General features: G+C 61.9%; 13 protein-coding genes. 4 read left to right on the top strand and 9 right to left on the bottom strand.

Going from position 1 to position 15036, the window contains the following annotated elements:
• The first annotated feature begins 137 nt into the window (after window positions 1-137).
• Both A9K68_RS17440 and A9K68_RS17435 read left to right on the top strand, forming a co-directional pair.
• Window positions 138-2462: an NADP-dependent malic enzyme gene (locus A9K68_RS17440; RefSeq protein ID WP_065009505.1), complete on the top strand. Its 2325-nt coding sequence runs from the start codon at window positions 138-140 to the stop codon at window positions 2460-2462.
• Between the two features lie 81 nt (window positions 2463-2543).
• Window positions 2544-3740: a DUF2865 domain-containing protein gene (locus A9K68_RS17435; protein ID WP_065009504.1), complete on the top strand. Its 1197-nt coding sequence runs from the start codon at window positions 2544-2546 to the stop codon at window positions 3738-3740.
• On the opposite strand, the gene gltX is transcribed toward A9K68_RS17435, so the two are convergent.
• From gltX to A9K68_RS17410, 5 genes are all read right to left on the bottom strand, one after another.
• Window positions 3658-5031, bottom strand: a complete 1374-nt coding sequence (gltX, locus tag A9K68_RS17430) for a glutamate--tRNA ligase (protein WP_065009503.1) — start codon at window positions 5029-5031, stop codon at window positions 3658-3660. The two genes, A9K68_RS17435 and gltX, sit on opposite strands and share 83 nt — an antisense overlap.
• Window positions 5032-5164: 133 nt before the next feature.
• A complete protein-coding gene (locus tag A9K68_RS17425) occupies window positions 5165-6970 on the bottom strand; it encodes an ABC transporter ATP-binding protein (protein ID WP_065009631.1) in 1806 nt (601 codons plus the stop codon).
• 392 nt (window positions 6971-7362) lie between these two features.
• Window positions 7363-7776, bottom strand: coding sequence for a GNAT family N-acetyltransferase (locus A9K68_RS17420; protein WP_065009502.1), 414 nt, complete (start codon window positions 7774-7776; stop codon window positions 7363-7365).
• Window positions 7777-7832: 56 nt separating this feature from the next.
• Entirely contained in the window at window positions 7833-9545 is a 1713-nt protein-coding gene (locus A9K68_RS17415) for an NAD+ synthase (protein WP_065009501.1), read from the bottom strand.
• Window positions 9546-9684: 139 nt separating this feature from the next.
• Entirely contained in the window at window positions 9685-10398 is a 714-nt protein-coding gene (locus tag A9K68_RS17410; RefSeq protein ID WP_082982502.1) for a DNA-3-methyladenine glycosylase I, read from the bottom strand.
• 84 nt (window positions 10399-10482) lie between these two features.
• Between A9K68_RS17410 and A9K68_RS17405 the strand changes: the two genes are divergently transcribed.
• The gene (locus A9K68_RS17405; RefSeq protein ID WP_065009500.1) at window positions 10483-11037 is read left to right on the top strand and encodes a DUF1003 domain-containing protein; all 555 of its coding nucleotides are present in this window, start codon (window positions 10483-10485) and stop codon (window positions 11035-11037) included.
• Window positions 11034-11621 (top strand): DedA family protein, encoded by a 588-nt coding sequence (locus tag A9K68_RS17400; RefSeq protein WP_065009499.1) that lies wholly within the window; start codon window positions 11034-11036, stop codon window positions 11619-11621. The genes A9K68_RS17405 and A9K68_RS17400 overlap by 4 nt, the downstream gene beginning before the upstream one ends.
• Before the next feature lie 200 nt (window positions 11622-11821).
• Here A9K68_RS17400 and A9K68_RS17395 read toward each other — a convergent pair whose 3' ends face one another.
• The 4 genes from A9K68_RS17395 to A9K68_RS17380 form a co-directional block, all read right to left on the bottom strand.
• Window positions 11822-12409 carry a hemerythrin domain-containing protein gene (locus A9K68_RS17395; protein ID WP_065009498.1) on the bottom strand — a complete coding sequence of 196 codons (588 nt, stop codon included), beginning with the start codon at window positions 12407-12409 and terminating at the stop codon, window positions 11822-11824.
• Between the two features lie 39 nt (window positions 12410-12448).
• Window positions 12449-12808, bottom strand: coding sequence for a diacylglycerol kinase (locus A9K68_RS17390; protein WP_029352991.1), 360 nt, complete (start codon window positions 12806-12808; stop codon window positions 12449-12451).
• Between the two features lie 94 nt (window positions 12809-12902).
• Window positions 12903-13322, bottom strand: coding sequence for a GFA family protein (locus A9K68_RS17385; protein WP_065009629.1), 420 nt, complete (start codon window positions 13320-13322; stop codon window positions 12903-12905).
• Between the two features lie 334 nt (window positions 13323-13656).
• Window positions 13657-15030, bottom strand: a complete 1374-nt coding sequence (locus A9K68_RS17380; RefSeq protein WP_065009497.1) for a 3-deoxy-7-phosphoheptulonate synthase class II — start codon at window positions 15028-15030, stop codon at window positions 13657-13659.
• Window positions 15031-15036 lie beyond the last annotated feature (6 nt).

Genomic DNA, 15036 nt, shown 5'->3' with positions numbered 1-15036 from the left:
GAGTTCAGCGCAACAATCTGACATAGATGAGTTTTTGACGATTCTTCTGCCTAATTGGCGGTTACGTCATTTGGCATCGTGAAAATCCAACGCTGCATGCTAAAAGGGCTTCAAGGCAGGATCGCAGGGAGGCCCGTATGGAAGGCGAAATCAAAAAAACGGCCCGCTCGGATCTCGACGAAGCCGCACTTTATTTCCACAAGCATCCACGGCCTGGAAAGCTTGAAATCCAGGCAACAAAGCCGCTCGGCAACCAGCGCGACCTGGCGCTTGCCTATTCGCCCGGGGTCGCGGCGCCCTGTCTGGAAATCCGCGACAATCCGGCGGCGGCCGCCGATTACACGGCGCGCGCCAATCTGGTTGGCGTCGTCTCCAATGGTTCGGCGGTGCTCGGCTTGGGCAATATCGGCCCACTGGCCTCCAAGCCGGTGATGGAAGGCAAGGCGGTGCTGTTCAAGAAATTTGCCGGCATCGATGTCTTCGACATCGAGATCGAAGCGCCTGACATCGAGCGGATGGTCGAGACCATCTCGGCGCTGGAGCCGACCTTCGGCGGCATCAACCTCGAGGACATCAAGGCGCCCGAATGTTTTGAGGTCGAGGAACGGCTCAAGGCCCGCATGGCCATACCGGTCTTCCATGACGACCAGCACGGCACCGCGATCATCGTCGCCGCCGCCGTACTCAACGGGCTGGAATTTGCCGGCAAGACGATCTCCGACATCAAGATCGTCACCTCCGGCGCCGGGGCAGCTGCCCTTGCCTGCCTCAACTTGCTGGTTTTGCTCGGCGCGCGCGTGGAAAACATCTGGGTCACCGACCGTTTCGGCGTCGCTTACAAGGGCCGCGTCGACGAGATGGACCGCTGGAAGGACCCCTATGTCAAGGACACCGAGGCGCGCACGCTGGCCGATGTGCTGCCGGGCGCCGACGTGTTCCTGGGTCTTTCGGCCGCCGGCGTGCTGAAACCGGAATTGCTCCAGCATATGGCGCCAAAACCGCTGATCCTGGCGCTGGCCAATCCCAACCCCGAGATCATGCCGGAAGCGGCACGGGCGGCGCGGCCCGACGCGATGATCTGCACCGGCCGCTCGGATTTCCCCAATCAGGTCAACAACGTACTCTGTTTTCCTTACATTTTCCGTGGCGCGCTGGACTGCGGCGCCAGCGCCATCAACGAAGAGATGAAGATGGCGGCGGTGCGGGCGATCGCTGCCCTTGCCCGCGAGGAACCTTCCGATGTCGCCGCGCGCGCCTATTCCGGCGAAACGCCGATCTTCGGGCCTGATTTCCTGATCCCCTCGCCCTTCGACCCGCGGCTGATCCTGCGCATCGCTCCGGCGGTGGCCAAAGCCGCCTGCGACACGGGCGTCGCGACACGGCCGATCACCGACTTTGCCGCTTATATCGACACGCTGAACCGCTTCGTCTTCCGCTCCGGCCTGGTGATGAAGCCGGTGTTCACGATGGCCAAGACGTCGAATGCCAAGCGCGTCATCTATGCCGACGGCGAGGATGAGCGCGTGTTGCGTGCCGCCCAGGTGGTGCTGGAGGAAGGCATAGCCGAGCCGATCCTGATCGGCCGCCCGCATGTCATCGAGGTGCGGCTGAAACGCTACGGACTGCGAATCAAACCAGGCGTCGATTTCGGCCTGATCAATCCCGAGGACGATCCACGCTATCGCCACTATGTTGACCTTTTGATCGAACTCGCCGGCCGGCGTGGCGTAACGACGGAAGCCGCGCGCACCATGGTGCGCACCGACAACACCGTGATCGCCGCACTTGCCCTCAAGCGTGGCGATGCCGACGCCATGGTGTGCGGCCTGGAAGGACGTTTTGAGCGGCATTTGCGCAATGTCACCCTGATCATCGGCCCGCGCGCCGGTATCAAGGATCATGACCTGTCGACGCTTTCCATGCTGATCTCGCAGCGAGGCATCATTTTCCTCACCGACACCCATGTCACGGTCGATCCGACGGCCGAGGAGATCGCCGAGATGACGGTGTTGGCGGCCGAAGAAATCCAGCGCTTCGGCATCGAACCCAAGGCCGCCCTGCTGTCGCATTCGGATTTCGGCTCACGCGATTCGCCAAGCGCGCTCAAGATGCGGCAGGCGGCGGCAATCCTGGCGCGCATCGCGCCAGACCTGCAATGCGACGGCGAGATGCATGCCGACTCGGCTTTGTCGGAGCAGCTGCGCCAGCGGGTCTATCCGCATTCGCGGCTGAAGGGCGAAGCCAATCTGCTGGTCTTCCCCAATCTCGATTCGGCGAACATCACGCTAACCGCGCTGCGCGCGATGATGGACGCGCTGCATGTCGGCCCGATCCTGCTCGGCACCGACAGACCGGCGCATATATTGACGCCGTCGGTGACGTCACGTGGCGTCGTCAACATGACGGCGCTCGCCGTGGTCGAAGCGGCCCATAAGGCGCAGGCGGTCGTAAATCTGGGCTAAAACGGCTTTTTCGCGGTAAGCTGATAAATGACCGCAACGCGGTAGCTTTCGCGACGGGCGGTTAAACGGAGTTCACGGCGAATGACGGGCGGAGGGTGGAAGCTGACGCATGCAGCGGCGCTGCTTGGTGCCCTGGCGTTATCAGGCTTTGCCGTCACTCAGCCGCAGGCCGCCTCCCGTGTTTGCCGGCAACTGGAAGCCGATCTCGCGACCGCTTCGCGCGGTGGCGGCGGCAAGCCGGCCCTGCTCAGGAAATACGATGATGCAATCGTGCGGCAGCGCGAGCAAATTTCAAAGGTAAGCCGCCAGTCCGACAGCGCCGGCTGCGGCTTTTCGCTGCTCGGCCGCAATCGCAACGCTTGCGCCGTACTCGAGGCCACGCTCGACCGCATGAACGCCAATCTCGATGCCCTGCAGGTCAAGCGCGCGCAGCTCGCCGGCGGCGGCTCGCGCCGCGATCGCGCACGCATATTGGCCTCACTCGACGCCAATGGCTGTCGCGACAGCGTCGTGCCTTCGAAACGTGCGCCTGTCCTCGAAGCGAACCGTGAAAACGGCGAAGAAAGCCTGCTCGATCGGCTTTTGGGCGACGCCACAAATCACCCCGATGCGCTGGACGAGCCGAGCGATCCGGACGAAGAACGCGGTGTCCGCGCAATGATCAATCAGCCCGATGGCATGGACCTGCCACGCCTTGGCGGCGAATTCCGCACAATGTGCGTGCGCACCTGCGACGGCTATTTCTTCCCGATGTCGAATGCCGCCTCGCTGGGCGATTTCGAGCGCGACCAGAAGAACTGCGATTCGAGTTGCCCCGGCACCGAGATGCAGGTGTTTTATACGCGCGGCATTGGCGACGACTCGGCTGACATGACGTCTTCGGTAACCGGCAGGCGCTACAGCGAACTGCCGACCGCCTATCTCTACAAGCAGCCCGAAACGTTGCGCCCGCCGGCCTGCGGCTGCAACGCTGCACAGAATTTCGAGATCATTGCCGGCAATCCGCCAAGCCCGGAACAGACCGAGGCCGATGTGGAGTCCAAGCAGCTCATTCCGGTGCCTGTCGCCAAAGCCGATCAAGGCGCCGACCCCGAGACTTTGGCAAATGTCGAAGGCGGGCTCGATCGCGAAGCCATCAAGCGCCTCGCCGTCAAACCCTCGCCGACGACTTTGCCGCCGCCGGGACGGCGCAAGGTCAGGGTCGTCGGGCCAACGTTCCTTCCCGACCCAGCAGCGGCAACAGATCTGCAAGCTCCGGCCCCGAAGGCTGCCCCGTAAGCGCCAGCCTGAGCGGCATGAACAGCGCCTTGCCCTTGCGGCCGGTCGCTTCCCTGATCCTGCCCGTCCACTCCTTCCAGACCGACCCGTTCCAGGGGTCTTCCGGCAAAAGGTCGAACGCCTGGCGAAGGAAATCGCGGTCGACGTCGGAAAAGCCCGGCTGCTCCTGCGGGCCTTCGCGAAGTGTGCGCCACCAGATCGCTGCATCGGCCAGCCTGTCGAGATTGCCGCGCACCGCCAGCCAGAAGGGCTCGGCCTGTTCGCCGGAAATGCCGAGCACGATCAGCCGGTCGCGCGCCTCGGAAAACGGCATATGGTGGAGCAGTGTGCGGTTGAGCACGAAGAGCTCGTCCGGATCGAATTTGGTGGCGGATTTCGACGTCGCGGCCGGATCGAAGCGCCGGGCAAGCTCGGTCATGTCAGGCACCGCCACTACGTTCTCCGACGTGCCGACAAGCACGGCCAGCGAGGCAACTGCCATCGGTTCGATGCCGGTCTCGCGTAAGCTCTCGATGGACAGCGCGCCGCTCCGCTTCGACAGGCCCTCGCCCGATGCAGTGGTCAACAGATTGTGGTGGCCGAACACCGGCGGCTCGGCACCCAGTGCCTGGAACAGCGCGATCTGCACGCCCGTGTTGGTGACGTGGTCGTCGCCACGGATGACATGGCTGATCCCCATCTCGATGTCATCGACCACCGAGGGCAGAGTATAGAGATAGGTGCCGTCTTCGCGCATTAGAACCGGGTCGGAAAGCGAGGCAAGGTCGACGGTTTCCTCGCCGCGCACCAGATCGTTCCAGTGGATTTCGGTGCGCTCCGGCTGCAGAGGATCGCTGGTGAAATTGGGCAGGAGGAAGCGCCAATGCGGCCGCCGACCATCGGCCTGGTATTCGGCGATCTGCTCAGGGGGCAGCGCCAGCGCTTCGCGGCCGTAGACCGGCGGCAGGCCGCGCGTGCGGCGCACCTTGCGCCTGAGATCGAGCTCTTCCGGTGTTTCGTAACAAGCGTAGAGAAGGCGCGCCGCCTTCAATTTCTCCACCGCCGCATCGTAGATCTCGAAGCGCCGTGACTGGTATTCCGTCGCGTCCGGAAATATCCCTAGCCAATGTAGGTCATAGAGGATGGCGTCGGAGAATTCCTGCGTCGAGCGGGCGACGTCGGTGTCGTCGAAACGCTGGATGAAGCGGCCCTTGTTGTTCATGGCGAACAGCCAGTTGAACAGCGCAGTGCGCGCGTTGCCGATATGAATGCGGCCGGTGGGTGATGGGGCGAAACGGACGGTAACTGTCATGAACGGGGGGTACCGGATGGTTTAGCTGTTGACAAGACACGCCCCCGCGCTTGGCCGCAGACATAGAACATGACGAAGGCGATGAAAAGGCGGCAGCGCCGCGCGTTCATTAAGACACACGGCGCTGTAGGCGTCAGATCGCCAGCCCCTTGGTCAATTCGAGCGCCTGGCGCTCGAACAGCCGGCGGTAGATGCCGCCCTGCAACCGGATCAGTTGGTCATGCGAACCCTCTTCGACGATGCGGCCACGATCGAACACCAGAAGCCTGTCCAGCGCCCGCACCGTCGAAAGCCGGTGCGCGATGACGAGCGTTGTGCGGCCGACCATCAGCCGCTCCATCGCCTGCTGGATCAGCACCTCCGATTCCGAATCGAGGCTGGATGTCGCCTCGTCCAGAATGAGGATCCGCGCGTCGGCGAGGAAAGCCCGCGCGATCGCCACGCGCTGGCGCTCGCCGCCCGATAGTTTCACGCCGCGTTCGCCGACCAGCGTGCGGTAACCCTTCGGCAGGCCGACGATGAAGTCGTGCGCGCTGGCCAGCCGTGCTGCGTGCTCGATTTCGGCTTGCGTGGCGCTCGGCCGGGCATAGGCGATGTTTTCGGCCAGCGACCGGTGGAACAGAATTGGCTCCTGCTGGACGATGGCGATCTGCCCGCGCAGCGATGCCTGCGCCACCCCAGCAATATCCTGGCCGTCGATCAGGATCGTTCCCGCGTTCACGTCGTAAAGGCGCTGGATCAGCTTGACGAAGGTCGTCTTGCCCGAGCCCGAATGGCCGACCAGCCCGATGCGTTCGCCCGGCGCGATATCCACCGAGAAGTCGCGATAGAGCGGCAGTCTATGGCTGCCATAATGGAAGGTGACGTTGTCGAAGCTGATGCGACCGTCGGTGATGCGGATCGGTTTGGCGCCGGGCGCATCCTCGATACCGAGCGGCTCGGACTGGAAGTCGACCAGTTCCTCCATGTCGTTGATCGAGCGCTGCAAATTGCGGATGTGCGTGCCTATGTCGCGCAAATAGCCTTGCAGCACGAAGAACGAGGTCAGCACGAAGGTGACATCGCCGGCGCTCGCCTGCCCCCACGACCACAAAAGCAGCGAAAGTCCGATCACCGCTGCTCTCAGAAGCAGCAGCATCGACCCTTGCGTGGTGCCGTTGATGGTGCCGCGCACCCAGGTGCGGCGCGTACGCGCGCGCCATCTTGCGACGACGTTGGCAAGGCGCGTCTCCTCGCGCTCCTCGGCGCCAAAACCCTTGACCACGGCGTTGCAGCTCACCGCATCGGCCAGCGAACCGCCCAGGCGCGTGTCCCACGCGTTGGCAAGCCTTGCCGCAGGCGCGACATAGCCAAGCGACAGGAGCGCCGTCACCGCGATGAACAGCACCGAACCCGCGGCGACGACAGCACCCATCAGCGGCCAGAACCAGCCGAGCAGCAGCGTCGAGCCGACGAGCATGACGACGGACGGCAGCAGCGCGATCAGGATCGTGTCGTTGAGCAGGTCGAGCGCCCACATGCCGCGGGTTATCTTGCGCACGGTCGATCCGGCGAAGCTGTTGGCGTGCCAGTCGGTCGAGAAGCGCTGGACGCGATGGAAGGCGTCGGCGGCGATATCCGCCATCATCTTCAGGGTCAGTTCGACGATGGCCACGAAGGCGAGATTGCGCAGCACAACGCCGGTGAGCGCCAGGGCTACCAGCATCGAAAAGGCCGCCATCGCCGCATTCCACGCGACATCGTCCGCTGCAGCACTGCTGGCAACGGCATCGACCAGTCGGCCGGAATAGAGCGGCGTCAGCACGTCGGCCAACGTCGACAGCAGGAACGTGCCCATGATGAGCGAAAGCCGCCACGGCTGACGCCGCCAATGACTGAGCGTGAAGCCAAGAACGCTGCGAAAGGCACCCGCGCGCAAATCTATCTGAAAACGAGCCATGATGTCATTCGGGCGCAAACGAGCCCGGTCCCGGTAAGGTCGAAAATTGAAAAACCGCGTGGGGCGAATTAGCGCCCGGGAATGCGGAGGTTCGGCATATTTGGCGGCTCACCCGAATACGGGCGGCGACCGGCATCGACGAAGGCCTGTTGTCAGATCGGCTTGGCCATGAAGGTGAAAACCTTCCGGCGCGCCACCTGAGACCTAGGCTTCGCGGCCTCGCATAACGATGTCAAATCCTGGCATTCGGTCCTCCCAAAAGGGGAATCGCGGAACCGTTCTTATAGAGATGCCTCAACGCGTCGCCAAGCCAGAGAGCGACCGAAAGCGCATCTGGTCCAACCAGTGAGAAGATTTGCAACAATCGCGGGTTGTGCGCTGTCGTCGTCCACTCAGGCTACCGGAATACGATCGAGCCGCATGTAGCGGCCATCGGTGGACGGCCTGAAGCCAAGTTTTTCGTAAACCGCGTGGGCATCATTCGTCGACAGGCTCCAGTGCGTGACTGTCTTGCAATCCGGATGATCGATAAGCGCCTGGACAAGCCGCGTGCCGATCCCTTGTCCACGATATTCCGGCCAGATGATGACATCGGCCAGATAGGCAAACACCGTGCGGTCGGTGATTGCCCGGCCGAAGCCGACCTGCTTGCCGTCGGAATAGGCGCCGACGCAAAGCGAATTAGCAAAGGCGCGGCGGTGGACTTCGTCGCTGCGCCCGCTGCCCCAGTAGCTTGCCATCAACCGGTCGGAGGTCGCCCGGAAGTCGATCCGCGATACGTCGAAGCTGATTTCACAGTCAGGCATGGCTATCCCACCGATCGGCCGGCCGCAGCCATTTCACAGAAGCGAGAAACGGTGATCTATCCGCCGTCCCTGAACCGGTTAGTGATGGGATAACGGCGGTCGCGGCCGAAATTCTTTTTGGTGATCTTCACGCCGGGCGCTGCCTGCCGGCGCTTGTATTCGGCGATGTAGAGCAGATGCTCGACGCGCGTCACCGTCGCCCTGTCGTGGCCGCGGGCAGCGATCTCGTCGACACCCATCTCGTTCTCGACCAGACACTCCAATATGTCGTCCAGCACCGGATAGGGCGGCAGCGAATCCTGATCCGTCTGGTTCTCGCGCAGTTCCGCCGACGGCGCCTTGTCGATTATGTTGTTCGGGATCACCTCGCCGGATGGGCCCAGCGCGCCCGGCGGCACGTGCGTATTGCGCCAGCGCGCCAGCGCATAGACCTGCATCTTGTAGAGGTCCTTGATCGGGTTGAAGCCGCCATTCATGTCGCCGTAGAGCGTGGCGTAGCCAACCGACATTTCGCTCTTGTTGCCGGTGGTGACCACCATCGAGCCGAACTTGTTAGAGATCGCCATCAAAATGGTGCCGCGCGCGCGGCTCTGCAGGTTTTCTTCGGTGATGCCTTCCTTGGTGCCTTCGAAAAGCTGCGTCAGCGCATGCAGAAATCCTTCGACCGGTTCGAAGATCGGCACGATATCGTAGCGGCAGCCGAGCGCACGGGCGCAGTCCTCGGCGTCTTTGAGCGAGTCCTTCGAGGTGTAGCGGTAGGGCATCATCACGGCGCGCAGCCGTTCCTCGCCGAGCGCATCGACGGCAAGTGCTGCACAGATCGCCGAATCGATGCCGCCGGACAGGCCGAGCACAACGTTCTTGAAGCCGTTCTTGTTGACGTAGTCGCGCAGGCCCAGCATGCAGGCGCGATAATCGGCCTCCTCCTTTTCCGGGATTTTCGACATCGGCCCTTCGGAGCAGACCCAGCCGTCGGAATTATTGCCGTTTTGCCCGCCTGCGGCGGCGCGGTTTCTCTTCCAGGTGGTGACGTTGACCGTCTCCTCGAACTGGCTCATCTGGAAGGCCAGCGTCTTGTCGGCGCCGATGGCAAAGGATGCACCGTCGAAGATCAGTTCGTCCTGGCCGCCAAGCTGATTGGCATAGATGATCGGCAATCCGCATTCGATGACCTGGCGGATGACAACCTGGTGGCGAACGTCGACCTTGCCGCGATAATAGGGCGAGCCGTTCGGCACCAGCAGGATTTCCGCACCGCTTTCGGCCAGAGTCTCGCAGATGCCGACATCGCCCCAGATATCTTCGCAGATCGGAATCCCCAGACGCACGCCGCGGAAATTGACCGGTCCCTGCATTTCAGGACCAGCCTGGAAGACGCGCTTCTCGTCGAATTCGCCGTAGTTCGGCAAATCGAGCTTGTAGCGCTCGGCAAGGATCTTGCCGCCATCGGCAAAGATGATTGAATTGTGCGTGCCGCTCTTGCGCTTCAGCGGCGTGCCGATGATGACGCCCGGCCCGCCATCGGCAGTATCGCCGGCGAAATCCTGCGCCGCCCGCTCGCAGGCCTTCAGGAAAGACGGCTTCAGCACCAGGTCTTCGGGCGGATAACCGGCGAGGAAAAGCTCGGTGAACAGCACGAGATCGGCGCCTTGGCGGGCGGCATCCGCCCTCGCCTCGCGCGCCTTGGCGAGATTGCGGGCGACGTCGCCAACCGTCGGATTGAGCTGGGCGACGGCGATGCGCAATATGTCGGAAGCGGTGTTGGTCATGCCTGCGGGTTTAACGCGGCAAAATCGCCTGGGCAATGGCGTTTGCTTGGACCACCCGGACCGAATGACATGTGTCATACGTGTCCCGGCCGATCGACGAATGTCGATCGTGTCGGACCGATCGACATGTCGTTCGGCCCTATTCGCCCATATATTCGCGCAGCGCTTCCGGCGAATGGTTCTCGCCGATCGACATCGCCAGAATGCGCGAAATATGCCGGCGCGGCAGGCTGGTTTGCGCCGCCCAGGCATTGATCTGGCTCTGGATCTTGTCGAGATCCCTCTTGGAGGTCGGGCTTTCGGCGATGTCCAGGCCGGCGTCGCGTAGCGCGGCCGCCATATCGGTTGAGACGATGAAGGCGTCCCATTCCAGCCAACGCAAAAAATACTGGCCGGTGTTGCCGCCGAGCCGGCTGCCATGCTTGGCGAGATAGGCCATCAGTCCAACCTGGTCGTCTTCAGGCCAATCGGCGAGGAACCTGCCGAAGCCGCCATGCTCCTTCGACACGCGGGCGACGAAGGCTGCGTTGTCGCGGACGGATTTGATCTTCTGCGGGTTGCGCACGATACGCTCGTCCCTCGCCAGATCGTGCCAGAAATCGTCCGGCTGAAACAACAGCCGCTTCGGCTCGAAGCGGAGGAACGCTTCTTCGAAACCAGGCCATTTCTGCTCGATGACACGCCAGACGAAACCAGCGGCGAAAACACGCTCGGCAATGGTCGAGAGGATGCGGTCGTCGGTAATGTCAGCCACCGCGGCATTGTCCGGGATAGGTCCCAGCAGCGACGCCAGCGCCGCTTCCCCGTCCTTGCGTTTGGCCGCGCGGGCGCGGATTTTCTGAAAATCCATCATTGTTTCCTCACCTTATCGCGTCAATCTACCACTTCCCGTGCGAACCAGTAGCCTTTACCTCTATCGCTGACGACGGAGGCGACGATGAACAAGACGATCGAGGAACTGGCGAACCGTTGGCTGAAGCGAAAGCCGGACGCACCTGAAAACCGGGTGCTGCAATCAACGCTCGAGCGCACCACGATCTCCAAGGATACCAACAAGGCTATCGCCTTTCATCAGACGTTTGGCGACCGCCTGGCCGACACCATCGCCCGGATCGGCGGCTCGTGGTCCTTCATCCTGACATTCATTGCTTTCCTGATCCTGTGGACGGCGGGCAATGTCTGGCTTTTGACGCGCGACGCCTTCGATCCCTATCCTTTCATCTTCCTCAACCTGGTGCTTTCCATGGTCGCGGCCCTGCAAGCGCCGGTGATCATGATGGCGCAAAACCGCCAGACCGAGCGCGATCGTATCGATGCCGCGCACGACTACGAGGTCAATCTCAAGGCCGAGATCGAGATCATGGCGCTGCATGAAAAGCTCGACGAACTGCGCCACAGCCAGATCATCGGGATGCGCGACGAGATCGCCCGGCTAGCCGAGCAGGTGAAGCGCATCGACGAGATTCTGTCGAAGCAGCGGACGCGTCCATGACGGATGCCATCCATAATCTCATCGAACAATATGGGCTGATTGCCGTCTTTCTGGGCTGTGTCGCCGAGGGCGAAAGTGCCGCCCTCCTTGGCGGGTTTTTCGCCCATCAGCATGTCTTCGTCCTGTGGCAGGCGTTTCTGGCGGCCTCCATCGGCGCCTTTGTCGGCGACACTTTCTTCTTCACCCTCGGACGAAGCTTCGCCGATCATCCGCTTGTGATCAAATTGAGAGGTCGGCCAGGCTTCAGCCACGCCTATCGTCTCGTCTCCAACCATCCCGACATTTTCGTGCTGTCGAACCGCTTCATTTACGGCCTGCGCCTTGTCGGCGGCATCGCGGCCGGATTGTCCGGCATTGCCGTGACGCGCTTTGTCATTCTCAACGTCATTTCATCCATAGTCTGGGCCGGATTGTTCACCACCATCGGCTATGTGTTCGGGCTGGGCACGGAGCGCATCGTCGGCCAGGCGTTGGCCCGTCACGAGCGATTGCTGATCGCCCTGGCGATTGGGTTGGCAGCGGCGGTCCTCGCCTGGTTCATCGCTCACACCATTGCCAAAAAGGAGCGTAGCAAGGAAACGTAAGGGTCGAGCAAACCTGACCTCACCTTGCTCCGGGATGTGTTGAGATTCAGGTCAGGCCGAGTCGGAGTCGAGGACGGGCGCGAAGCGACCAAACAGGTGGGTTCCGAGAACCGGAGCGCAGCGTACTTTTGGGTACGTGAGCACCGGAAGCACAGGAAGCCGCCATTTGCAGGCCGGCATCACCTGAATATCCACACATCCTAATCGATGCCGAGCGTCCGATCGCCGCGATCAAGGATCAGCGGAATGATCAGGTCTTCCTCATCGGCAAGGTGCCGGGTCAGCATGGCGATCAGCCGGCTGTTCTGGTCGGCATAGGCATCGGCGGCAAAGCGCTGCTTGTCCTCGCTGTCCTGAAGCGTGCGGATGAAGGCGTTCGCGGCCTCGGCATTGCGCTCCAGCCCCTCATGGATGGTGTGATGATCGGCATCCAGAATCTCGAAGCCGCGCTTCAGCCGGACCTCGGCTTTGGCGAATACCGGGAAATAATGATGGTCCTCGACATTGTGGTGACCGTCGAGATTGCCGAGAAAATGGTTGAGGCGCGGCGCGAACCAGCGAGCGAACTCCGGCCCCGTCAGCCTGCCCTCGTGATAGTCGCCGATACCGTTGGTCAGCATGCCGCCGAGCTCGCGGAACATGTCGTGCCGCTGCAGCCACATAGTGGCGATGCCATGGATGTTGGAATGCCCCTGCCAGATCTCGCGCGGATATTTCTCAGTCAGCCAGCGCAAATCATCGGGCAGGCCGGCACGCTCGGGCAGAAGAAAATCAGTAGTGTCCGACATGACGGTCTCCTTTGGTAACCGTCATATAAGAGGTGAGGATTAGATCGGTAGCCCCAAGATTCGCTCGATGATGGCGATGCCCCAGACGCCGGCAACGATCACCACCGAAATCAGCACCGCCAGCGAACCGCAGTCTTTGGCGAGCTGGATATCGACGTTGAATTCCCGGCTGAACGCATCGCATGCGGCCTCGATGCCGGTGTTCAGCACTTCGACCATGATCAGGAGCAGCACCGCCCCGATCAACAGCGCATAGCCGCGCCACGACACCGAAACAAACCAGCCGAGCGGCAACGCCAGCACGAGCAGCATCAGCTCCTGCTGGAAGGCTTTTTCGCTGGAAGCCAATTTGCGAAATGCCCGCACTGAATTGAAGAATGCGTCGATCAGCCGCTGCATGCCAAACCTTTCCGAATCACCGGCAGGGGATAGCGCAATGGCCGGATCAAGGGAATAAGGCGATCTCTCCAAAAATCATTCGTCGGCGACCTTCTCACTCATCCGCGACCTTGATCGACGGCGTCGACTTCTCGAACTGCGGCAGCCCATCGTCGATCGTGTAGTAGTCGCCCTTGTCGCCGACGAAGATGTGACATTGCCCCTGAAGTCCCGTGGGCTCGTCGAATAGTCCCGCCATAACCGAGATGTAGGCATCTTGCCGTGGCTTCCAGAACAGCAGAGAGCCGCATGTCTTGCAAAAGCCGCGCTTTGCAAACGAAGACGCTTCGTACCAAGTGATGCTCTCGGCACCTGACATTGTGATGTTCCCTTCGGGGACATTGGTCGCAGCGTAGAAGTGACCACTCTGCTTCCGGCATTGCGAGCAGTGACAATAGATTACGTCGCGCAATGGCCCCCGCGTCTTGAAGCGCACGGCTCCGCACAGGCATGACCCGGTATGAGTGTCGTCCATCTCGCCTCCCCACGCAGTCGCCATCCTCGGCATTGCGGCAGGATTCCAGTTTTATCGCTGCCGCGCACGAGCAAATGCGACACAAAGCGGGCGTGTTCGAACGGCCAGCTATGAAACCCGACTGCGCAAGGCAATGTCTCCGCCTGGCCCGGGGATATAGCTTTTCAGGGACATCAGCATGGCATAGACGATCCCAGCCATCGGTGCCTCCGTTCTGTCCCCGCCCAAAGGCGCATAACCAATTGCAAATTGCAATCAGATTATCGCAAGATGAGGATGCTGAATCAAGAAGCGCCGGATTTCTCCGGCGCTTCTTGATCGATGGCGACTGAAATCAGCCGTTGACGGCCTGCTTGTGCTGGACCGGGTGGCTCTTCTTGAGCAGGTCCGAGACCAGGAATGCCAGCTCGATCGCCTGGTCGGCGTTGAGGCGCGGGTCGCAATGGGTATGGTAGCGATCCTGCAGCTCCTCGGCGGTGATGGCGCGGGCGCCACCGGTACATTCGGTGACGTTCTTGCCGGTCATCTCGATATGGATGCCGCCCGGATGCGTGCCTTCGGCACGATGCACCTCGAAGAAGGTCTGAACTTCCTTCAGGATGCGGTCAAAGGGCCGCGTCTTGTAGCCGGCGGCCTCGATGGTGTTGCCATGCATCGGGTCCGACGACCACACCACGCTCCGGCCTTCTTTTTTCACCGCGCGCAGCAGCTTCGGCAGATGGTCGGCGACCTTGTCGGAGCCGAAGCGCGCGATCAGCGTCAGCCGGCCGGGCTCGTTCTCCGGATTGAGCAGGTCGATGAGCTGCAACAACCCGTCCGGCGTCAGCGACGGGCCGCATTTCAGGCCCAGAGGGTTCTTGATGCCACGGCAATATTCGACATGGGCATGGTCGGGCTGGCGGGTGCGATCGCCGATCCAGATCATATGGCCGGAAGTTGCGTACCAGTCGCCTGAGGTCGAATCGACGCGGGTCAGCGCCTCCTCGTAGCCGAGCAGCAGCGCTTCGTGGCTGGTGTAGAAATCGGTCTCGCGCAACGCGTAGTTGGTCTCCGAGGTGATGCCGACAGCCTTCATGAAGTCCATCGTCTCGGTGATGCGGTTGGCGAGCGACTCGTATTTCTCGCCCTGCGGGCTATCCGATACAAAGCCGAGCATCCATTGGTGCACGTTCTCCAGGCTGGCGTAGCCGCCCTGGGCGAAAGCGCGCAAAAGATTGAGCGTCGCAGCCGATTGGCGGTAGGCCATTTCCTGGCGTGCGGGATCGGGAATGCGCGACTTGGCGTCGAACTCGATGCCGTTGATGATGTCGCCGCGATAGCTGGGCAGCGTCACGCCGCCCTTGGTCTCGTTGTCGGACGAGCGCGGCTTGGCGAACTGGCCGGCGACACGGCCGACCTTCACCACCGGCTGCGCGCCGGCAAAGGTCAGCACCACAGACATCTGCAGGAAGACGCGGAAGAAGTCGCGGATGTTGTCCGCGCCATGCTCGGCAAAACTCTCGGCGCAATCGCCGCCCTGCAGAAGGAATGCGTCACCGGCAGCGACGGTCGCAAGCTGCTTCTTCAGCTTGCGTGCCTCACCTGCAAAAACCAGCGGTGGAAAGGTGGCAAGCTGGCCTTCCGTGTTCTTCAGCGCGGCAAGATCCGGATAGGCAGGAACCTGCTGGATCGGCTTTGCTCTCCACGAATTCGGCGACCATTTCGTCATCGTTGC

The sequence above is a fragment of the Mesorhizobium sp. AA22 genome (assembly GCF_001672375.2).
Classification (GTDB): domain Bacteria; phylum Pseudomonadota; class Alphaproteobacteria; order Rhizobiales; family Rhizobiaceae; genus Mesorhizobium; species Mesorhizobium wenxiniae.
The sequence above is the reverse complement of the archived record's forward strand: the minus strand, read 5'-3'. Positions and strand labels throughout refer to the sequence as shown.